We start from the raw sequence: 19540 nt of genomic DNA, 5'->3' as shown, positions 1-19540 counted from the left end.
AATTCCGCCGCATTTCCCGCTGCATCTCGTCGTCCTCAAGGCTCGCCTTGTCGAAAGCACTTGCGAGGAAGCACGCGTGGCGAATCGGTGCGTCAAGGGATTTCCGGAATGACCCTGCGCCAGATCGGGCGATGGGAGCCTTAGCTCGCGAGGGCCGCTTCCAGCACTTCGGCGGCGTGTCCCTTGACCTTCACCTTGTCCCACACCCGGAGAATCTTGCCATCGGGGGCGACGAGGTAAGTCGTGCGGACCATTCCCATGAAGGTCTTGCCGTACATCTTCTTCTCCCCCCAGACGCCGAGCGCATCGGACAGGCCGCCTTCCGCTGCATCGGTCGCGAGATCGACGGTGAGATCGTGCTTGGCGATGAAGTTCTGGTGCTTCTTCGGCGAATCCTTGCTGACGCCGAGCAAGGCGACACCGGCCTTTTCGAACTCTTCCTTGAGGGCCGAGAAATCCTTCGCCTCGGTGGTGCAGCCCGGCGTGTTGTCCTTCGGATAGAAGAACAGCACCAGCTTTCGCCCGGCGTAATCGCTCGGACGCACGGTACCGCCATCGGGTGTTTCCATCGCGATGTCGGGAATGGGGTCGCCTTGCTGCGGTCTCGTCTTCATGTGTCGATCTCCAGTGTCTCTTCGAAAATATCCTGCCAGGCCGCCGCGATTTCCTGCCGCGCCGTGGCGATGGCGGGTTGCAGCGCGCCAGCGCATTCGAAACCGGCCTGTTCGGCCAGCACTCCTGCCGCGACCGGACCCGGTACGGCAAGGTCCGGTGCGAGCAGGCGCCCGCCGACCAGGATGCGCGTCAGCAAGCGGTGCGCCTCGATTAGCGGCGCAGGCAACAGCCCTGCGTCCACGAGTTCGCGCAATGCGCTCGCAAGGTCGGGGTCGAAAGCCGTCCGGTCGCGCAGTTGCAGGAAATGGATGAGGAACTCCAAGTCGATCAGCCCGCCGCGCATCAGCTTGACGTCGAGCGGCCCGCGCGGCGGCTTGTGCGTGGCCATTTCGCTCCGCATCGCCAGCACGTCCTCTCGCAGTTTTGCCGGATCGCGCTCGCAACGAAGCACCCGGCCGATGATCGCGTCCAGGTCCACGCGCTTGTCCGGGGGCCCCGCCAGCACCCGGGCACGGCACAGCGCCATATGCTCCCAGGTCCAGGCCTCCTCGCTCTGATAGCGCGCGAAACTGGAAAGCCCCGCGGCCAGCGGTCCCTGCTCGCCCTGCGGCCGCAAGCGGGTGTCGATCTCGTAGAGCGCGCCTTCCGCCGTCGGGACGCTGAGAGCGGCGGTCACGCGCTGGGCAAGGCGGTTGTAGTAGAGCGTCTGGCCGAGCGGGCGCTCGCCATCGGATTCGGCCTTCTCGCTCTCCGCGAACAGATAGACGACATCGAGATCGGAGGTGTGGGTCAGCGCCCCGCCGCCCAGCCGACCAAGCCCCAGGACCAGCAGCCCGCCGTCCTCGAAACGTCCGTGGCGCCTGGCGAATTCCTTTTCCGCCGCCTCGACCGCGACCAGGAGCGCGGCCTCCGCGGTGCGCGACAGGGCCTCGGCCACCGCGAGCGGATCCTGCGCCGCCTCGACCAGCTGCATTCCGAGCGCAAACCGGGTCTCGCCCGTGACCACCCGGATGCGATCGAGGACCTGCTCGTATTCGTCGTCGCTCTCGCAGCGGCGCATGTTTGCCGCGATTTCCGCGACGGTTCCGGGCAGGTCGAAGGCGCTGTTGTCGATCAGCGCGTCGAGCAGTTCGGGGCGGCGGGACAGTTCGTCGGCGAGCGGCGGGGCGATCGTCAGGCAGTCGATGAGCAGGGCGAGAAGCGCTGGCCGCGCCTCGAGCAGGCGGAAGAAATTGATCGCGGTCGGCAGGCGTTCGAGCAGGGTTTCCCAACGCGCCAGGGCCACCTCGGGCGCTTCCGCCTCGGCAAGGGCGGCCAGCAGGTCCGGCTTGATCGCATCGAGCGCGGCGATCGCGGCCGGGCTCTTCAACGCGCGATAGCGCCCGCTCGACCAGGTCTCGATGCGCGCGGCGAGTTCGTCGGCGTCGCGGTCTTCGATCTTCTCGATCAGCGCCTTGATCGGCGGCTTGATCCGGTCGCCATCGTCCTCGGCCAGCAGCCGATCGTAGCGCTCGGCGACCGGCCGGCACGCCGTCCGCAGTTCGTCGAGAAAGGCCTGCCCTTTTTCCCACCCCCCCAACCGGGCAACATTCTCGAGCGCATCTCCCTCAGGCACGTCATGTGTCTGGCGGTCGTTGACCATCTGCAGGCGATGTTCGGCAGTCCGCAGCCGGTCGTAGCTGTCGCCCAGCACCCGCGCATCCTCGGCCGAGATCCGCTGCGCCTCCGCCAGTGCATCGAGCGCGGCGCGGGTCCCGCGATGACGCAACGCGGGATCGCGGCCGCCGTGGATCAGCTGGTGAGTCTGGGCAAAGAACTCGATCTCGCGGATGCCGCCGCGGCCGAGCTTGACGTTGAAGCCGGGCGCCGGTTCGCCGGGGCCGGACTGACGCTCGCGAATGCGCGCGGTCAGCCGGCGAACCTCGTCGATCGCGCCGAAATCGAGGCTGCGGCGCCAGACGAAGGGCCGGATCGTCTCGAGAAATTCCTCGCCCGCAGCGACGTCGCCCGCACAGGCCCGTGCGCGGATGAAGGCGGCGCGCTCCCAGGCGAGGGCGGAGCTTTCGTAATGGGTCGTCGCCGCCCCCAGCGAGATCGCCAGCGGGCTGACCTCGGAGGCCGGGCGCAGCCGCAGATCGACCCGGAACACGAAACCGTCCTCGGTCACGTCGGACAGCAGACGGACGATGTCGCGGGCATAGCGCTGCGCCGCCTCCCCCGGCTCGTCGCGCGACCGGCGGGGCAGCCTGTCGGGATCGTAGAGCAGGATCGGATCGATGTCGGAGCTGAAATTGAGTTCCCCCGCCCCGTGCTTGCCAAGTGCCAGGGCGATGAAGCCGTCCGGCGCTGCATTGGGGACCCGGCGCGCGATGGCCGCCGCGATCGCGCGCTCGAGCGAGCGGTCGGCCAGCGCGGAGAGTTCCGCCATCACTCGCGAGAGCGGAAACGCGCCGGCGAGATCGGCGATCGCCAGCACCAGCGACACCGCCCCGCGTTCGCGCCGCAGGTCGACGGCAACATCCCCGGTGTCCTCTCCCGCGCGCTTCGCGGCGGCCAGGGCCTCTTCGCCCCGCCCTTCCTCGAGCCGGCCGGCGAGGTCGGGGAAGCGTTCGACCATCCGCGACAGGAACGGCGAATGCGCGCGCGCGCGAACGAGAGCATCGGTCCAGTCGCCGTCCATTCGCCCAGCGTTAGGCGCGCGCCGCACCGGTCCGCAAGCGTCGCGGCCAGGTGCTTGCGGCCCGCCGGCCGGTCTGCAATGACCCGCGGTCCCACCCTCCCTCCTGCCGGGATACCCGAATGACACCCTTCGCTTCGCGCCGAATCGCCTTCGCCCTGCTCGCCCCGCTGGCGCTTGCCGCCTGTGCGACGAGCGGCCCGCCGCTCGCCGGCGCCGCCACCGCAGCGCTCGACATCCCCGAGGTCGCCGACGGCACGCTCAGCGAGGAAACCATGGTCGAGGTGACCCGTCGGCTCTCTTCCGACGCCTTCGAGGGCCGCATGCCGGGCACCGAGGGCGAGGAAAAGACGGTCGACTATCTCATCGAGCGCTTCCGCGCGGCGGGTCTCGAACCGGGCAACCGGGGAAGCTGGGTCCAGGAAGTCCCGCTGGTCGAGATCACCGGCCGCGACTTCGCGCCGCTGACCATCGCCGGTGGGGGCACCGGTTTGTCGTTCGAATACGGCACCGACTGGGTCGGCGTCACGTACCGGGAGGAGGGTGAAACCCGTCTGGAAGGCAGCGAACTGGTGTTCGTGGGCTACGGCATCAACGCACCCGAAAAGGGCTGGAACGATTATGCCGGGGTCGACATGACCGGCAAGACGGCGGTCATCCTGATCAACGATCCCGATTTCGACAACGCCACGCTCGAAGGCCCCTTCGGCGGCAAGGCGATGACCTATTACGGACGCTGGACCTACAAATACGAGGAAGCGGCGCGGCAGGGTGCGGCCGGCGCGATCATCATCCACGACACGGCACCGGCGGCCTATGGCTGGAACGTGGTCGAATCTTCCTGGTCGGGTCCGCAGGCCTATGCCCAGCGAGGCGAGAACGCGCCCCCGCTCACCAAGGTCAATGGCTGGGTGCAGAATGCGGTCGGCGCGCGGATCCTGGAGGCGGCAGGCCACAGCCTGTCCGAAATGTCGCAGAAGGCAAAGCAGCGTGGTTTCCGGCCGGTGCCTCTGGGCCTGACAGCCTCGACCGGTTTCGCGAACGACATCCGGACCTTCGCATCCCGCAACGTTATCGGGGTCCTGCCGGGAAGCGAGCGCCCCGACGAGTACGTCATGCACACCGCCCACTGGGACCATCTGGGACGTTGCACCCCGGCTCCCGACGGCGACGACATCTGCAACGGGGCAGTCGACAACGCCACCGGCACCGCCGCACTGGTGGCGTTGGCCGAGGCGCACCGGAAGGCCGGGCCCGCCGAACGCAGCCTGGTGTTCCTGGCGGTGACGGCGGAGGAATCGGGCCTCCTCGGCGCCGATTACTATGCCGCGAACCCGGTCTTCCCGCTTTCGCAGACCGTCGGCGGGATCAACATGGACGCCTTCCTGATGGCCGGGCCGAGCAGGGACGTCGTGGTGGTGGGGCCGGGCAAATCGCAGCTCGATCGCTTCCTCGACGCTGGACTGGGGGAGAACGGGCGCGTCGCCACGCCCAACCCCAATCCGGAAGCCGGCTATTATTACCGTTCCGACCATTTCGCCTTCGCCAAGCGGGGCGTGCCGATGCTCTACGTCAAGGGCGGCGAAGACCTGATCGATGGCGGCAAGGCAGCCGGGGCCGCCGCGCAGCTCGACTATCGCCAGAATCGCTATCACGGCCCCCAGGACGAGTTCGACGAAAGCTGGGACTGGTCCGGCGTGATGCAGGACTTGCAGCTGTTCTATCGCATAGGCCGGGCGATGGCGACGAGCACCAGCTGGCCCAACTGGACGGAAGGCGACGAATTCCGGGGCATTCGCGACGAACAATGCGCCGCGGCGGGAACCGGTTGCTGAGCGCCGGATCGAAGGATCGCAAGATGACCGCAATCCTCCCCCCGGAATGGGCACCGCAGCGCTGGCTGTGGATCGGATTTCCCCACGATGGGGAGGAATGGCCTGAGGTCCTGCCGAGAGCGCAAGAGCAGATCGCCGGCTTCGCCAACGCCGTGGCCGAGAGCGGGCAGGAGGTGCGGCTGCTGGTCCGCGATGCAGCCAACGAGGCACGGGCACGCGAGCTGGTCACCGGCGCGGTGAGGCTGGAGCGGCGGACCTATGGCGACATCTGGCTGCGCGACACGGGGCCGCTGGTCCTCGGCGACGGCAGCGCCCGCCGCTTCGCCTTCAACGGCTGGGGCGGGAAATACCGCATGGCCGGCGACGAGACGGTGGGCGCCGAACTGGCGCGCGATGCCGGGCTGCCGGTCGAGACGGCGGACTGGATCCTCGAAGGCGGCGCGATCGACGTCGACGGAGCCGGCCGGCTCGTGACGACCGAGGAATGCCTGCTCAATCCCAACCGCAATCCGAATCTCTCGCGCGAGGAAATCGAAGACCGGCTGAAGCGCGATCTGGGGGTCCACGACATCGTCTGGCTGGGCCGGGGCCTCGTCAACGATCACACCGATGGCCATGTCGACAATCTCGCGCGATTCGTTGGCCCCGGGGCGATTGCCCTGCCGCGCGCGAGCGGCGATGACGATCCCCACGCGGCGGTCTATGCCGAGGCGCGGGCGCGGATCGACGGGACCGCATTGTCGCTGTTCGATGTGCCTTCCCCCGGAACGGTCACGATGGGCGACGATATCGCCCCGGCGAGCTACATGAACTTCGCGATCACCAATGCGCTGGTGGTGGTGCCGATCTACGGATCGCCGCACGACGAAGAGGCCGTTCGCGCGATCGGCGAGCTGTTTCCGACGCGCAGCGCGATCGGCCTGCCCGCCGACGCCGTGCTCGCCGGCGGTGGCTCGTTCCACTGCGCCTCGATGCAGATGCCGCAGTTCGGCGGTTAACCTTCGCTTAGGGTTTCGCGCCCACCATGCACGCATGAGCCGCGTTGCCGCCCGCATCCGATCCGCCCGCCTGCAGACGCATGTGGAGGAGATCGCCCGCGCGATCATCGTCGCCGGCTGCGGGCTCTCGCTGGTGATGGCGGGGGCCGCCTTCCCGCTCTGACTTCGTAGCGGGTCGAGCTCACACGAGGCGCCACAGCGCCGCGCCTGCCGCTCCGCCCAGGACGATGCCCACCGCAATCCGCCACGCCCGGTCGCCGACCGCGTCCGAGGCACGCTCGCCCAGCTTGTTGCCCAGCACCACCGCCGGGAACAACAGCAGCGCGAGGATCGCCAGCCGCCAGTCGAGCACGCCCAGCGCCGCGCCCGAGCCGAGGCCGGCGAGCCCGGCAGCGGTAAAGACCAGCAGCATTGAGGCCTTGGCCGTCGCCCGCGGCAGATCGCGCCGGACGTAATACGGCACCACGGGTGGGCCGGGCATGCCCGCATAGCCGGTCATCAGCCCGCTCAGTACGCCGACGCCGGCGGTCGTCGCCCGGCCCGGCGGAAGATCGGAAGCGCGTGGCAGATAGATCGCCACGAATGCCGACAGAGCAATCAGCGCGATGACGAAGCGGGCGAGATCGGGACTCGTCACCGCCAGGGCCCACAGCCCGGCAGGCGTGAACAGCAGCACCAGCAGGCACAGCGTCCACGCGGATCGCTCCGCCGTTTGCACGAGCCGTCGGATGTCGACCAGCCCGATGAACAACGAGAGGAAGTTGGCCAGCAGCACGGCATCGACCGGCACCATCGCCAGCGCCAGGACCGGCACCAGGAGGATCGCCATGCCGAAGCCGGTCAGTCCGCGCACGAAGGCCGACCCGAACGCCGCCAGCAGCGCCACCCCGATCTGCAGCGGCGCGTAACCGGCGAGGATGTCCATGCCGCTCAGTCCGGGCGGAGATCGGGCGGTGTCGCCTCTTCGCGCAGCATCGCCACCGCGTCGGCCAGCGGCATGACCCGCTGATCCTTCTCGCCCAGCGTGCGGATGGCGACGGTGCCCTCCTCCGCCTCGCGATTGCCGACCACGAGCAGCTGCGGAACCTTCGCCAGCGAATGTTCGCGCACCTTGTAGTTGATCTTCTCGTTGCGCAGGTCGGGCTCGGCGCGGATGCCGGCCCGGGCCAGTTCGTCCGCGACCTTGCGGGCGTAGTCGTCGGCGTCGGAGACGATCGTCGCGACCACCGCCTGGGTCGGCGCGAGCCACAGCGGCAACCGCCCGGCGAAGTGCTCGATCAGGATGCCGATGAAGCGCTCGTAACTGCCGAAGATGGCGCGGTGGAGCATGACCGGGCGATGCTTCTCGCCGTCCTCGCCGATGTAGCTTGCGTCGAGCCGGTCGGGCAGGACGCGGTCGCCCTGGATCGTCCCGACCTGCCAGGTCCGGCCGATCGCATCGGTGAGGTGCCATTCGAGCTTGGGCGCATAGAACGCGCCTTCGCCCGGCAGTTCCTCCCAGCCGTAATCGTCGTTGGCCATGCCCGCTTCGGCCACGGCATCGCGCAGTTCCTGTTCGGCCCGGTCCCAGTCGGCATCGGAGCCGAGCCGCTTTTCGGGACGCAGGGCAAGTTTGATCTCGTAGGAGAAACCGAAGTCGCGATAGACCGCGTCCGCCAGCGCGCAGAAGGCGCGGACTTCCTCGACCACCTGCGCCTCGGTGCAGAAGATATGCGCATCGTCCTGGGTGAACTGGCGCACTCGCATGAGGCCATGGAGCGCGCCGTGCGGCTCGTTGCGGTGGCAGCAGCCCATCTCGCCCAGCCGGATCGGCAGGTCACGGTAGGATGTGATGCCCTGCTTGAAGACCAGCACGTGGGCCGGGCAATTCATCGGCTTGATCGCCATCCAGTCGGCATCCGCCGCCACCGAAGGGTGCGCGCCGGCGCCGCTGTCGTCCACCTGCGGCACCATGTCGGGCACGGCGAACATGTTCTCGGCATATTTGCCCCAGTGGCCCGACTGTTCCCACTGGCGCACGTCCATCAGCTGCGGGGTCTTGATCTCGCGGTAGCCCGCACCGTCCATCCTGCGGCGCATATAGGCCTCGAGCTCGCGCCAGATGCGATAGCCCTGGGGGTGCCAGAAGACGCTGCCATGCGCCTCTTCCTGCAGATGGAAGAGGTCCATCTCGCGGCCGAGCTTGCGGTGATCGCGCCTGGCCGCCTCCTCCATCCGGCGGAGATGCGCGTCGAGCTGCTTCTTGTTCAGCCAGCCGGTGCCGTAGATGCGAGTGAGCTGCGGATTGTTTTGGTCGCCGCGCCAGTAGGCACCCGCCACCCGCGTCAGCTTGAAGGCCTGCGGGTCGAGCTTGCCGGTGCTGGGCAGGTGCGGCCCGCGGCACATGTCGAGCCAATCCTCTCCCGACCAGTAGACCGTCAGCTCCTCGTCCTCGGGCAGTTCGCGCGCCCATTCGGCCTTGAACGCCTCGCCCTCGGCTTCCCATTTCGCGATCAGCTGCTCGCGGCTCCAGACCTCGCGGCGCAGCGGCTTGTCGGCACGGATGATCTCGCGCATCTTCTCCTCGATGGCGGGCAGGTCGTCGAGCGAGAAGGGCTCGCGGCTGTCGGGCGCCTTGACGTCGTAATAGAAGCCATCCGCCGTCGCCGGGCCGAAGGTGATCTGCGTGCCCGGCCACAGCGCCTGCACCGCCTCGGCGAGCACATGGGCGTAATCGTGGCGCGCCAGTTCGAGTGCGTCTTCCTCGTCGCGCGAGGTGACCAGCGCCAGCTCGGCATCGCCCTCGAAAGGCCGGCCCAGATCCCGCAATTCCCCGTCGACGCGCGCCGCCAGCGCCGCCTTGGCAAGGCCCGGGCCGATCGCCGCGGCGACATCCGCCGGGGTGGCGCCGCGTTCCATTTCGCGCACCGAACCGTCGGGCAGGCTGATCTTGAGCATTTCCGTCATTGGTCTCGTCCGTCCTTCGCGAGCGCCCATGGCACAGGCAGGCGCGCGCTTGAAGCGGCGTTTGGGAGCATTCGATTTCGGGAGGAAACGCCCACCGCCCGAAACCGGGCGGCGGCGGTGCGGCTCAGGCCGTCACCATCCGCCCCCGGCGCGCCGGGGTGGTGGGTGTCGTCGTGCCGGTCCGCGCGTACATCATCGGAAGCGGAATAGGGCTCCGCACCCCGGGACTCAACCGATATCGAGGCGGCGGTCGGTCGTGGTCGAAATGCGCTTGGTGGCCGCCACGCCCGCGCCCCTTTCGCGCACGCTCGACACGAAGCGGTATTCGCTGGTCGCGCGCTCCGGGGTCAGCTCGACCGCCATGTAGCCACGGCGCGAGCCATCCATCCATTTGAGCTGCGGATTGTGCGCCACCGTCGCGCGCTCCAGGTCGCCGCTGGCAAGGTAGGGCGCGTAGGTTTCGAACCCGGGAGAGGTCACCGACTGGCCGCCGAATTCGACGCCGACCCGCGCGCCCGCATGGTCGAGGTCGAAGGCCCAGGCGTTGTGGGTGTCGCCGGCGAGGCTGACGAGATTGGCATCCGCCGCCAGTGCCGCCTCGAACACCCGGTCGCGCGCGGCGGGATAGCCGTCCCAGGCGTCCATGTTGAGCGGCAGTCCGGCGCGCCCGGCCATGGCCCCGGCGAGGATGCGCCGGCGCACGTAGTCGGGCAGATCGGCCGGCAGCCCCTCGGCCAGCGCCGGCGGGGTCGCCAGCCTGCCCATCAGGACCTGCTGGACCAGCACCTGCCACATCTTTCCGCCGCGTTTCGAGGCGGCGAGGCCCGACGCCAGCCAGCGCTGCTGGTCCATCCCCAGAAGCTCGCGCGACGAATCGCGATAGCCATCGTCTCGAAAGGCAGTCAGCGCGGCGAGCGCCTCCTGCGGATTTTCCTGGCCCGACAGGATCCTGCCGACCGAAAACTGCTCGGCTCGCGCAGTCAGCCGGGTCTCGAGCCGGAACAGCGTGGCAAGATCGCCCACCTCGTAGGCCGCCCAGGGCTCGTCCGACACCGGCATCCATTCGCGATAGGCCCGCATCGCCGCGGCCTTGCGCGCCGACCACGGACCCTCGCTGTCCGGCTGGTGGTTTTCCGCCCCGCCTTCCCACGAATCATTGGCGCTTTCGTGATCGTCCCAGCCGGAGATCATCGGATAGGACTGGTGCAGGCGCCGGAGGTCGGGATCGTTGCGATAGCTGGCATAGCGCAGGCGGTAATCGGCCAGCGCCACGATCTCGCTCGGCGGCCAGACGGTGCGCCCCTCGACCCGCTGATCGGCGGAAGGATAGGTCTGCGGATCATATTCGTAGAAATAATCGCCCAGATGCAGCGCCAGGTCGAAATCATTGCTCTCGGCCGCGTGGCGATAGGCGTTGAACCACCCGAAGCCCAGGTTCGAGCACGAAAACACCGCCATGCGGAACCGGTCGACCGGCCCGGCGGGGAGGGTCCGGGTGCGGCCGATGTCGGAATGCGAGCCGTCGGGCGCGGTGAAGCGGTAGTAATACCAGCGTCCGGGCTCGAGACCCGTGGCGCGCGGTTTGCAGCATCCATCGCTGCCGGGGCCCGCCACGACATCCCCTCCCACGACGGCGCGGGTGAACTCGGGCGATTCGGCGACTTCCCAGGTCAGTCTCGTGTCCTGACCCGCGGCGTAGCGGGTCCACAGGAGAACGCCCTCCGCCGAAGGCTCGCCGCTCGCGACCCCATGCGTGAACCCCCGCGCCCCGAACTGGGCCGCGAGCGGCGCGGACAACATCCCGGCGGCGAGCGCGCCGCCCTTGAACAACGTGCGCCGGTCGAGCGCGGGCAAATGGGGGGCGGCAGGCGGTTCGGTGGGTAGCATATCGATCTCCTCGCCGAGACTTATGCGCGTGTCAGGCGACGTTTGCATGACGAAATTTCGAGCCACCTTTGGAAAGCACACGCGCCATAGCGGAAAGCGACCTTGACATTCCCTGTTACTTTTGACAATGTTGCTTTACACATTGAAAAGGGAGTTTGACCAATGACCATGCTGCAGAAATCCGTGCTCTGGGCCGCGGCCATGATCCTCGCCGCCATCCTCGGCAGGGTCGGGGGATTGAGCGATGGAGCGATGTTCGGCATCGTGGCAGGCCTCTCCGGTGCGGCAGTCGGATCCATCCGATCCCGCAAATCGGCATGCGGGTCTTGCGCATGACCGTCGCCGGCGAACGAGAAGCGAACCGGGGGCCGATGTATGGGGGGCTGATGCTGGCCAGCGCGGCGACGATCCTCGGCCTCAGAGCAAGCGACGCGATCGATGCCACCACCGCCTACATGCTCGCGCTCGTTCCGGTCGCATTGATGTTCGTTGTCTTCCGCCGCGCCCGGCGGAGCGCCACGAAAGGGCCCGGGGCCAGCACCGCCGTGGCGCGCTATCTCACCGGGATATTCGCCAGTTCGCTAGCCTACATGTTCGGGCTCGGCATCGCCTTGTGGGCATGGCGCAGCCTTGAGCCCTCTACCGTGCTCACCTGGGCGTTGGCCATGCTGCCGATCGCCCCGATCCTGTGGATGATCTGGGTCATGGGACGCTACATCGTCGAGGAACAGGATGAATATCTGCGCCACCGCGCGATTATCGCCTCGCTCGTCGGGCTCGGCTTCGTGCTCGCCATCGGCAGCTTCTGGGGCTTTCTGGAAACCTTCGAACTGGTGCCGCACATGCCCGGCTGGTGGGCGGTGCCGGTCTGGGCCGCCGGCACGGCCGTTGGTCATTTGTGGCAGCACCGGAGAGACCGATGAAGAACCGTCTCAAGGTGCTGCGCGCCGAGCGGGACTGGAGCCAGCAGGACCTCGCGGACCGGCTCGGGGTCTCGCGCCAGAGCGTCAATGCCATCGAGACCGGTCGCTACGATCCCTCGCTGCCGCTGGCCTTCCGCATCGCCGCCATCTTCGAAGCAAGGATCGAGGACATATTCGTCAGCGAGGAGTCTTCGTAGCGACGACGCTTGCATCGCCGTCGCCCGACCGCGACAAGCGTGCGCGATGAGCCGCACGATATCGCACTACACCATGCCCGACGGGCGCCGGATCGCCTATCGGATGGTCGAAGGGGCGGGCCCGGCGCTGGTGTTCCTGCCCGGCTACATGTCGGACATGGCGGGCAGCAAGGCGAGCGCTCTGTTTGATTGGGCGGAGGAACATGGGCGTGCATGCATGTTGCTCGATTATTCCGGCTGCGGCGAGAGCTCGGGCGATTTCGCCGACGGCACATTGTCCCGCTGGCGCGACGAGGTGGTCGCGCTGGTGGAGGCTCGGGTGACGGGGCCGGTGGTGCTGGTGGGTTCCTCGATGGGCGGGTGGCTGATGCTCCTCGTGGCCGAGGCGCTGGGGAACAGGGTCGCCGGGCTCGTCGGCATCGCAGCCGCGCCCGACTTTTCCGACTGGGGTTTCGACGCGGCGCAGAAGGCGCGGCTCGCTGCGGGAGAGACGATCCACGAGGACAATCCCTACGGTCCGGAGCCCACGCCGACCCATGCCCGGTTCTGGCAGGATGCGGAAACGCACCGCGTGCTCGATGGCACGATCGCGATCGACTGCCCGGTCCATTTGATCCACGGCCAGCGCGATGCCGACGTGCCGTGGGAGATCAGCCTGAGGCTGGCCGAAGCACTGCGTTCGGATGCGGTAAAGGTGACATTGGTCAAGGATGGCGATCATCGCCTGTCGCAGACACGGGACATCGCCCTGCTGCTGCGCATCCTCGCCGCCATGCCGGAACCCGCCTGATGCTCCTTTTTTCCGTCCTTCCCCTGCTGATCCTCCAGGTCGGTCCCAATCCCGCGGTCGACGCCTTTCCCGGCACGCCGGAGGAATTGCGCGACCGGCCGTCCCGGGAGCAGGCGGTTCCCGAGCAACCGCGGCAGCAAAGCCGGCTGTCGCAATGCCTCCTCAGCGCCGGAAACAATGCCGAGGAGGCGCTCGATTACGCCCAGGCCTGGCGCCAGATGGCCCAGAGCGATCTCGAACTGGCGCAGACTTCGCATTGCGCGGGCCTGGCGCTGGTCCGGCTCGAGCGGTTCGACGATGCGCTGCGGGCCTTCGTTGCCGCGCGCGAGGAGATCGGCGGGACCAATCCCGCCTATCGCGCCCGGCTCGCGGCGATGGCCGGCAACGCGGCGATGGCGGCGGGCGATGCCCAGGCGGCGCTGGTCCATTTCGAGAGCGCCGAGGCGGATGCCGCCGAGGCTTCCGACGGCAGAATGCGCGCCGGCTTCGCGATCGATCGCGCGCGGGCGCTGGTGGAAGCCGGGCAGAACGAACTCGCGGTCGCGGCGCTCGCCAGCGCAAGGGAAAGCGACCCCGCCAACGCGCGCGCCTGGCTGCTCTCGGCCACGCTTTCGCGCAGGCTCGAACGGCTGGGCGAAGCGCAGCGCCAGATCGAATACGCCGCCGACCTCGCCCCGCGCGATCCGGCGATCGGGCTCGAGGCCGGCGTGATCGCGGCGATGGCCGGGCGCGAGGCCGATGCGCGCTCCAGCTTCGATTCGGTGATCGGAGTTGCACCCGACAGCCCCGAGGCCGGGACTGCGCGAAAATATCTCGAACAGCTGAACGGCAAGGCAGCGCCAGAATGACTGATTACTCGATCCTCGACCTCGTTCCGGTGCGCGAAGGCGGCACGCTCGAGGAGGCATTCTCCGCCGCCACCGACCTCGCCAGCACGGCCGAGCGAGCCGGCTGCAAGCGCTTTTGGGTCGCCGAACATCACCTGATGGAAGGGATCGCAGGCGGTGCGACCTCGGTGGTGCTGACGCATATCGGCAATGCCACCAGCACGATCCGTATCGGTTCGGGCGGGATCATGCTGCCCAACCACACGCCGTTCCACATCGCCGAACAGTTCGGCACGCTGGCGGCGCTGTTCCCAGGACGGGTCGACCTGGGCCTCGGCCGGGCGCCGGGGGCCGGGCCGGAACTGCGCCGCGCGTTCCGGAAAGATCTCCACGCCGCGGCCGAGGCCTTCCCGCAGGATGTTGTGGAACTTCGCGCGCTCCTCACCGGCGACATCGATCTGCCGATCCGGGCGACGCCGGGGTACGGCAGCGAGCTGGAGATGTGGATGCTGGGCTCGAGCCTGTTCGGTGCCCAGCTCGCCGCGCAGCTCGGCCTGCCTTATGCCTTCGCCAGCCATTTCGCACCCGACCATCTCGATGCCGCGCTCGCCGTCTACCGCCGCGATTTCCAGCCCTCTGCGGCTCTCGCCAAGCCGCATGTGATGGCGGCGATGAACCTGTTCGCGGCCGACACCGAGGAGGAGGCGGAACACCTCGCCAGCTCGCAGATGCAGGCCTTCGTCGCGCTGCGCACCGGCCGTCCCGGAAAGCTGCCGCCGCCGGTCGCAGGGTATCGCGACACGCTGCCCGCTCCGGCGCGCGCCATGCTCGACCACATCGGCCAGGCGAGCGCGATCGGAACGCCGGACCAGGTCCGCGAGAGCGTGCGGGCCTTCATCGCCCGCACCGGTGCGGAAGAGGTGATCTTTGCCGGGCCGACCTTCGATCCAGCCGCGCGCGCGGCGTCGCTCGAACTTGCGATGGCCGCGCTTGCGGGCGACGCCGCACGGGCTTAGGGGCGGCGCGTCGAAGGGCGATGGCGCACGGCCTCGCCGCTAGCTGTCTGCGGGCGGAGGAGAGACCGCCCACGCGAGGATTTCATGGGTTCCACTAAGCCGTCCGCCAAGCGGACCGACACCCCTCCGGCCAGACTGGTCGAGGCGCTCGCAAAACGCATGGGCGAATCCCTGCTGCCCGGAGACACCCCGTTCGAGAAGCGGCGGCTGCGCGAAGCCGCGGAATTCCTCCTCGCCACCGGCCTGACCCGCGAAACGCGGCGGTCTGCGATCGCGATCGAATCGACCAGCGGCGAGAAGCGCATGCTGCGGATCGCCATCGTAAACGACGACATGCCGTTCCTGGTCGATTCGGCGGCGGCGACGATCGCCGCTGCGGGTCTTTCGATCGACCGGCTGGTCCATCCCGTGGTCCCGATCGAACGGGACGCGGAAGGAAACCTCACCGGATTCGGAAAGGGCGGATCCGAGGACGCCCCGTACGAATCGATGATCTACATCGAGACGCCGCGAGTCGATGCGCGCCAGCGACGGGATCTGATGCGCGCGCTGCGCGAGACCATGGGCGACGTGCGCGCGGCGGTGGCCGACTGGCCCAAGGTCCAGCAGGTCATGCTCGCCGACGCCGAGCGGATCGAGCCGGACCATCCCGAAGGGGCCGCGCTGCTGCGCTGGCTGAACGGCGGGATGCTGACCCAGCTCGGTCATCTCGTGCGCCGCCGCGATGGCGAGATCTCCGAGCCGCTCGGCATCTGCCGCAGGAGCGCGCGCGAGCTGCTCGCCGAGGCATCCTACGAACGCGCCTTCGCCTGGTTCGAGAACGAGGCGAACACGCGCCTGCCGCTGATCATCAAGGCCAATCGCTTGTCGCTGGTCCATCGCCACGTCCCGCTCGACCTCTTCCTGCTGCCGCTGCGCGAGAACGGTAAGCTGGTGGCGCTCTCGGTTCATGCCGGCGTCTGGACCAGCGCCGCCCTCGCCGCGCCGCCGCGCGACGTTCCGCGGCTGCGCAGCGAACTCGAGGCGATCATGGGGCGGCTCGACTTCGATCGCGGCGGCCATGCGGGCAAGGCCCTGGTCCATGCGCTCACCACCCTGCCGCACGACCTCCTGATCGGCTTCAGCGCGGAGGACATCGAGCGGGTCTCGACCACCATGATGAGCCTGGTCGATCGCCCCCGCCCGCGACTGGCGCTGGTCGAAGCGCCGCTTGCGCGTCATCTCTTCGCCTTCGTCTGGCTCCCGCGCGACATGCTATCCACGCAGGTCCGCGAGCAGATCCAGCAGCTTCTCGAACAGGGAGCATCGGCGCGCATGCTCGACTGGAGCCTGGAAGTCGAGGGCGGCACCATCGCGATGATGCGCTTCGTGCTCGACATCCGCGACGGCGACGGCGCGCCGGACGAGGCGGCACTGGACCATCATCTCCAGACGTTGCTGCGCGGCTGGACCGAAGCGGTCGAGACGGAGCTTGCCGAACTCGTCGAGCCTGGACGGGCGGCGGCGCTCGCGCTGCGCTGGGCGGAAAGTTTTCCCACTCCCTTCCGCGGCCGTTTCGGAGCGCAGGAAGCTGCGACCGATATCGCCCGCCTGCACGCACTGGGGGTCCATTCCGATTCCGATGCCCCCCGGCAACGCGACGCCCGTCTCTATTACTGCGAGCGCGAGACCGAAGCCTGCCTGCGGCTCAAGCTCTATCAGGCCGAAGGCAGTCTGCCGCTTTCCGATGCGGTTCCGGCGCTGGAGAATTTCGGTTTCCACGTCCACACCGAAATGCCCTTCGTCCTCGACGAAGGACGGTTGGGAACGATCCACGATTTCCGGCTTACCCTGCCTGCCGGAACCGATGCCGCGGCGCTGGTCGAGCGCTCCGATGCGATCGAGGAGGCGGTGGCCGCAGTCCTCAACGGCGAGGCCGAGAACGACGTCTTCAACCGGCTGGTCTGCGAAGCCTCGCTGTCGGCCAGGCAGACGGGATGGCTGCGTGCCTTCTACCGCTATCTGCGCCAGGCCGGGATGGGGTTCACCATATACACGGTGGTCGATGCGCTGCGTGGAGCCCCCGAGGTCACGCGCGCCCTGGTGGCGCTGTTCGCGGCCCGGCACGATCCCGATTTCGGCAGCAGCACCGGCAAGGGCCGGGAAGAGGCGGTCGAGGAGGCCAAGTCCGCCATCAAGCGAGGGCTGTCGCGGGTGGTGGCGATCAACGACGATCGCCTGCTGCGGCTCTACCACCAGCTGATCGACGCGATCCTGCGGACCAACGCCTATGCGCCCGCCGCCGAAGAGGCGCTCGCCTTCAAGATCGATTCCTCGCTGGTGCCCAATCTGCCCAAGCCGATCCCCTGGCGCGAGATCTTCGTCTATTCGCGGCGCGTCGAGGGTATTCACCTGCGCTCGGGCGCGATCGCCCGCGGCGGGCTCCGCTGGTCCGACCGCCGCGACGATTTCCGCACCGAGATCCTCGGGCTGATGAAGGCCCAGCGGGTGAAGAACGCGGTGATCGTGCCAACCGGTGCCAAGGGCGGTTTCTATCCCAAGCAATTGCCCAGCCCCGTGCTCGACCGCGACGGCTGGGCGGCAGAGGGGCAGGGAAGCTACGAGGCCTTCATCCGCACGCTGCTCTCGGTCACCGACAACATCGTCGACGACAAGGTCGTGCACCCCCAGGACGTGGTGATCCACGACGGCGAGGACCCCTATTTCGTCGTCGCGGCCGACAAGGGCACGGCGAAGTTTTCGGACATCGCCAACGGGATCGCCGAATCGCGCGGTTTCTGGCTCGACGATGCCTTCGCCAGCGGCGGCTCCAACGGCTACGACCACAAGGCGATGGGCATCACCGCCAAGGGAGCCTGGGTTTCGGTCCAGCGCCACTTCCTCGAGATGGGTGTCGACGTGCAGTCCGAACCGGTCGAGGTGGTCGGCTGCGGCGACATGTCGGGCGATGTCTTCGGCAACGGCATGCTGCTGTCGAAGGCGATCAAGCTGGTCGCCGCCTTCGACCACCGGCACATCTTCATCGATCCCGATCCCGATCCGGCGGCGAGCTGGGCGGAGCGGCAACGCATGTTCGATCTCCCGCGATCGAGCTGGGAGGATTACGACCGCAGCCTGATTTCGAAAGGCGGCGGGATTTTCGCCCGCGACGCCAAGAGCATCAAGCTGTCGAAGCAAGCGCGCAAGGCGCTCGCTATCGAGGACAGCGAGATCGAACCCGAAGCGCTGATCTCGGCCATCCTTAAAGCACCCGCGGACCTGATCTGGTTCGGCGGGATCGGCACCTACATCAAGGCCGGCAACGAAAACAACGCGCAGGTCGGCGATCCGGCCAACGACACGTTGCGGGTCGACGCGTCCGAAATCCGGGCCAAGGTCATCGGCGAGGGCGCCAATCTCGGCGTCACCCAGGCCGGGCGGATCGAATTCGCTCTCGGCGGAGGCCGGATCAACACCGATTTCATCGACAATTCGGCCGGCGTCGATTGCTCCGACAACGAGGTCAACATCAAGATCGCGCTGGCCGCTGCGCGCCGCGCGGGGCGCTTGTCCGAGGCGAAGCGCAACGCGTTGCTGAAGGACATGACCGACGAGGTCGCCCGGCTCGTGCTCGAGGACAACCGGCTGCAGGCGCTCGCGCTGTCGATCGCCGAACTCGGCGGCCCGAAGGTAGCCGATGCGCAGCTGCGGCTGATCGAGACGCTGGAAGACAATGGCAATCTCGACCGCCGGACCGAAGGCCTAGCCGATCACGAGACTCTGGGCAGGCGGATCGGCGACGGCAGGGGTCTTACCCGGCCCGAACTGGCCGTGCTCCTCTCCTCCACCAAGCTCCTGCTCCAGGACGCGATCGAAAACGGCCCGCTATCCGCCAGCGAAGCTTTGGAGCCGTTGTTGATCGAGGCTTTCCCCGAACCCATGCGCAAGCCCTACAGGGCGCAGATCCTCCATCACCGGCTACGCCGCCAGTTGGTCGCGACCAAGCTCGCCAACCGCATCGTCAACCGGATCGGGCTGGTCCACCCCTTCGAACTGGCCGAGGAAGAGGGCGCGACATTGGAGCAGGTGGCGACCGCATTCGTGCTCGCCGTCCAGCTCTACGACATGGAAGCACTATGGGCCGATATCGACGGTGCCGCCATGCCCGAACATGCGCGGCTGACGCTGTTCGACCACGCCGCCAAGGGCTTGCGCATCCAGATGGCGGACCTGCTGTGCGCCGGTGTCGATCCGGCCGATCCGCAGGCGAGTCTCGAAGCGCTGGGCCAGGGTGTCGAACGTCTCTCCACCGCGTCTCAAGACCTCCTCGAAAACGAGAGCCGGCTCAGTTCCAGCCGCCTGCAGAGCGAATTCGCCGAGGCCGGCGCGCCCGAGGCACTGGCGGCGCGGGTCGCCCATCTGTTCGAGATGGACGGTGCGGTAGGCCTGGCCAAGCTCGCTCGCCAGACCGATATCGACGTATTCGACCTGACCGGCGCCTTCACCGCGCTGGGAGCGGAACTGGGGCTCGACTGGGCGCAGGCGATCTCGGCGCTGATGAGCCCTTCGGATGTCTGGGAACGCCTGCTCGTGGGCGGTCTCGCGCGCGATTTCCAGCAGATGCGGTTCGATTTCCTGCGCCGTCTCGCCCGGCGCAAGGGTGCCAAGGAGGACATGCCGGCAATGGTCGGAAAGTGGGTCTCGGAAAACGCCGCCGGCGTGCGCAATTTCCGCACCATGATCGGGCGGGCGCAGGCCCAGAGCCCGGTCGCACCGGCCATGCTCGCGCAGGTCGCCAGCATGGCCCGCAACCTGCTGGGCAAATAGGCTGCGCTTGACCTTGCAGTCGT

General features: G+C 68.1%; 15 protein-coding genes. 10 read left to right on the top strand and 5 right to left on the bottom strand.

Translation table 11 applies throughout. The annotated features are described in order from the left end of the window. Positions 1 to 140: 140 nt before the first annotated feature. The gene (locus tag ACGHN1_RS01335; protein ID WP_390547665.1) at positions 141 to 614 is read right to left on the bottom strand and encodes a peroxiredoxin; all 474 of its coding nucleotides are present in this window, start codon (positions 612 to 614) and stop codon (positions 141 to 143) included. Further along, positions 611 to 3295 (bottom strand): bifunctional [glutamate--ammonia ligase]-adenylyl-L-tyrosine phosphorylase/[glutamate--ammonia-ligase] adenylyltransferase, encoded by a 2685-nt coding sequence (gene glnE, locus ACGHN1_RS01330; RefSeq protein WP_390547663.1) that lies wholly within the window; start codon positions 3293 to 3295, stop codon positions 611 to 613. The genes ACGHN1_RS01335 and glnE overlap by 4 nt, the downstream gene beginning before the upstream one ends. Before the next feature lie 119 nt (positions 3296 to 3414). Between glnE and ACGHN1_RS01325 the strand changes: the two genes are divergently transcribed. From ACGHN1_RS01325 to ACGHN1_RS01315, 3 genes are read left to right on the top strand one after another with little or no spacing between them, the layout of a single operon-like run. Then, complete coding sequence (locus tag ACGHN1_RS01325; RefSeq protein ID WP_390547661.1) at positions 3415 to 5127, top strand: M28 family metallopeptidase; 1713 nt, start codon at positions 3415 to 3417, stop codon at positions 5125 to 5127. A 23-nt stretch (positions 5128 to 5150) separates the two neighbouring features. Continuing rightward, positions 5151 to 6125 (top strand): agmatine deiminase family protein, encoded by a 975-nt coding sequence (locus ACGHN1_RS01320; protein WP_390547660.1) that lies wholly within the window; start codon positions 5151 to 5153, stop codon positions 6123 to 6125. Positions 6126 to 6159: 34 nt separating this feature from the next. Beyond that, entirely contained in the window at positions 6160 to 6288 is a 129-nt protein-coding gene (locus tag ACGHN1_RS01315) for a hypothetical protein (RefSeq protein ID WP_390547658.1), read from the top strand. Between the two features lie 18 nt (positions 6289 to 6306). Here ACGHN1_RS01315 and ACGHN1_RS01310 read toward each other — a convergent pair whose 3' ends face one another. The 3 genes from ACGHN1_RS01310 to ACGHN1_RS01300 all read right to left on the bottom strand — a co-directional run bounded on the left by ACGHN1_RS01310 (position 6307) and on the right by ACGHN1_RS01300 (position 10958). After that, on the bottom strand, positions 6307 to 7050 hold the full coding sequence (locus ACGHN1_RS01310; protein WP_390547656.1) for a sulfite exporter TauE/SafE family protein: 744 nt from the start codon (positions 7048 to 7050) through the stop codon (positions 6307 to 6309). Between the two features lie 5 nt (positions 7051 to 7055). Continuing rightward, positions 7056 to 9071, bottom strand: a complete 2016-nt coding sequence (gene thrS / locus ACGHN1_RS01305) for a threonine--tRNA ligase (RefSeq protein WP_390547654.1) — start codon at positions 9069 to 9071, stop codon at positions 7056 to 7058. A gap of 228 nt (positions 9072 to 9299) precedes the next feature. Continuing rightward, positions 9300 to 10958: an alkaline phosphatase D family protein gene (locus ACGHN1_RS01300; protein WP_390547652.1), complete on the bottom strand. Its 1659-nt coding sequence runs from the start codon at positions 10956 to 10958 to the stop codon at positions 9300 to 9302. 162 nt (positions 10959 to 11120) lie between these two features. On the opposite strand from ACGHN1_RS01300, the gene ACGHN1_RS01295 reads away from it, so the two are divergent. From ACGHN1_RS01295 to ACGHN1_RS01265, 7 genes are all read left to right on the top strand, one after another. Further along, complete coding sequence (locus ACGHN1_RS01295) at positions 11121 to 11294, top strand: hypothetical protein (protein ID WP_390547650.1); 174 nt, start codon at positions 11121 to 11123, stop codon at positions 11292 to 11294. Continuing rightward, complete coding sequence (locus ACGHN1_RS01290) at positions 11291 to 11881, top strand: hypothetical protein (RefSeq protein ID WP_390547648.1); 591 nt, start codon at positions 11291 to 11293, stop codon at positions 11879 to 11881. The genes ACGHN1_RS01295 and ACGHN1_RS01290 overlap by 4 nt, the downstream gene beginning before the upstream one ends. Further along, positions 11878 to 12078: a helix-turn-helix transcriptional regulator gene (locus ACGHN1_RS01285; RefSeq protein WP_390547646.1), complete on the top strand. Its 201-nt coding sequence runs from the start codon at positions 11878 to 11880 to the stop codon at positions 12076 to 12078. Before ACGHN1_RS01290 ends, ACGHN1_RS01285 begins: the two co-directional genes overlap by 4 nt. Positions 12079 to 12124: 46 nt before the next feature. Continuing rightward, a complete protein-coding gene (locus tag ACGHN1_RS01280; RefSeq protein ID WP_390547644.1) occupies positions 12125 to 12868 on the top strand; it encodes an alpha/beta hydrolase in 744 nt (247 codons plus the stop codon). Further along, positions 12868 to 13716 (top strand): tetratricopeptide repeat protein, encoded by an 849-nt coding sequence (locus tag ACGHN1_RS01275; protein WP_390547642.1) that lies wholly within the window; start codon positions 12868 to 12870, stop codon positions 13714 to 13716. Before ACGHN1_RS01280 ends, ACGHN1_RS01275 begins: the two co-directional genes overlap by 1 nt. Further along, positions 13713 to 14711: an LLM class flavin-dependent oxidoreductase gene (locus ACGHN1_RS01270; protein ID WP_390547640.1), complete on the top strand. Its 999-nt coding sequence runs from the start codon at positions 13713 to 13715 to the stop codon at positions 14709 to 14711. Before ACGHN1_RS01275 ends, ACGHN1_RS01270 begins: the two co-directional genes overlap by 4 nt. An 84-nt stretch (positions 14712 to 14795) precedes the next feature. Then, a complete protein-coding gene (locus ACGHN1_RS01265) occupies positions 14796 to 19517 on the top strand; it encodes an NAD-glutamate dehydrogenase (RefSeq protein WP_390547639.1) in 4722 nt (1573 codons plus the stop codon). The last annotated feature ends 23 nt before the right edge of the window (positions 19518 to 19540 follow it).

Origin of the sequence: Qipengyuania sp. MTN3-11 (assembly GCF_042851825.1) — a bacterium.
GTDB lineage: Bacteria > Pseudomonadota > Alphaproteobacteria > Sphingomonadales > Sphingomonadaceae > Qipengyuania.
This window is presented reverse-complemented; position numbering and strand designations above follow the sequence as displayed.

What these genes read in the sequence shown, in the direction of transcription:
- ACGHN1_RS01335 (WP_390547665.1), bottom strand. Translation starts at nt 614, where the DNA reads ATGAAGACGAGACCGCAGCAAGGCGACCCCATTCCCGACATCGCGATG.
- glnE (WP_390547663.1), bottom strand. Translation starts at nt 3,295, where the DNA reads ATGGACGGCGACTGGACCGATGCTCTCGTTCGCGCGCGCGCGCATTCG.
- ACGHN1_RS01325 (WP_390547661.1), top strand. Translation starts at nt 3,415, where the DNA reads ATGACACCCTTCGCTTCGCGCCGAATCGCCTTCGCCCTGCTCGCCCCG.
- ACGHN1_RS01320 (WP_390547660.1), top strand. Translation starts at nt 5,151, where the DNA reads ATGACCGCAATCCTCCCCCCGGAATGGGCACCGCAGCGCTGGCTGTGG.
- ACGHN1_RS01315 (WP_390547658.1), top strand. Translation starts at nt 6,160, where the DNA reads ATGAGCCGCGTTGCCGCCCGCATCCGATCCGCCCGCCTGCAGACGCAT.
- ACGHN1_RS01310 (WP_390547656.1), bottom strand. Translation starts at nt 7,050, where the DNA reads ATGGACATCCTCGCCGGTTACGCGCCGCTGCAGATCGGGGTGGCGCTG.
- thrS (WP_390547654.1), bottom strand. Translation starts at nt 9,071, where the DNA reads ATGACGGAAATGCTCAAGATCAGCCTGCCCGACGGTTCGGTGCGCGAA.
- ACGHN1_RS01300 (WP_390547652.1), bottom strand. Translation starts at nt 10,958, where the DNA reads ATGCTACCCACCGAACCGCCTGCCGCCCCCCATTTGCCCGCGCTCGAC.
- ACGHN1_RS01295 (WP_390547650.1), top strand. Translation starts at nt 11,121, where the DNA reads ATGACCATGCTGCAGAAATCCGTGCTCTGGGCCGCGGCCATGATCCTC.
- ACGHN1_RS01290 (WP_390547648.1), top strand. Translation starts at nt 11,291, where the DNA reads ATGACCGTCGCCGGCGAACGAGAAGCGAACCGGGGGCCGATGTATGGG.
- ACGHN1_RS01285 (WP_390547646.1), top strand. Translation starts at nt 11,878, where the DNA reads ATGAAGAACCGTCTCAAGGTGCTGCGCGCCGAGCGGGACTGGAGCCAG.
- ACGHN1_RS01280 (WP_390547644.1), top strand. Translation starts at nt 12,125, where the DNA reads ATGAGCCGCACGATATCGCACTACACCATGCCCGACGGGCGCCGGATC.
- ACGHN1_RS01275 (WP_390547642.1), top strand. Translation starts at nt 12,868, where the DNA reads ATGCTCCTTTTTTCCGTCCTTCCCCTGCTGATCCTCCAGGTCGGTCCC.
- ACGHN1_RS01270 (WP_390547640.1), top strand. Translation starts at nt 13,713, where the DNA reads ATGACTGATTACTCGATCCTCGACCTCGTTCCGGTGCGCGAAGGCGGC.
- ACGHN1_RS01265 (WP_390547639.1), top strand. Translation starts at nt 14,796, where the DNA reads ATGGGTTCCACTAAGCCGTCCGCCAAGCGGACCGACACCCCTCCGGCC.